This is a genomic window from Xanthomonas pisi DSM 18956, assembly GCF_001010415.1.
Lineage (GTDB): Bacteria > Pseudomonadota > Gammaproteobacteria > Xanthomonadales > Xanthomonadaceae > Xanthomonas > Xanthomonas pisi.
Genome location: NZ_JPLE01000178.1, coordinates 1 through 373 on the forward strand (window position 1 = coordinate 1; position 373 = coordinate 373).

At 64.9% G+C, this 373-nt stretch carries 1 pseudogene; it reads left to right on the plus strand.

Annotation, left to right across the window (positions count from 1 at the left end):
- Window positions 1-174: 174 nt before the first annotated feature.
- Window positions 175-373 (plus strand): annotated as a pseudogene (locus tag Y887_RS17610) (aspartyl/asparaginyl beta-hydroxylase domain-containing protein); the annotation flags it as partial.

Below are 373 nucleotides of genomic sequence, written 5' to 3' on the forward strand. Positions count from 1 at the left end.
GCCGCAGCGCGTCCGGGCCGGTGACACACAGCATTGCGCCGGCACCGCTGACGCGCCGTCAGGTGCGGCAGTGACTGCCGGTAGAATTCACTCATAAAGCGCCGCGATCCTGTCCCGGCCCACCCCGCTTCCGGTTCCCGCCCCCAGCGACCCTGTCCCCAAACGGTTTTCCCCATGTTGAAGTGGCTTCTCATCGCGCTGTTCATCGCATCGGCGCTGTACATCCATTACCGCGGTCGCGTGCGCCACCGGCTCAGCCGGCAGTTGCTCGACCATTCCACCTTCATGGCGCCGATCAACGCGCTGATGTACCTGTGTTCTCGCGTACCGACCACGCCGTTCATCGATCCGGGCAAGGAATTCCCCGAGCTGG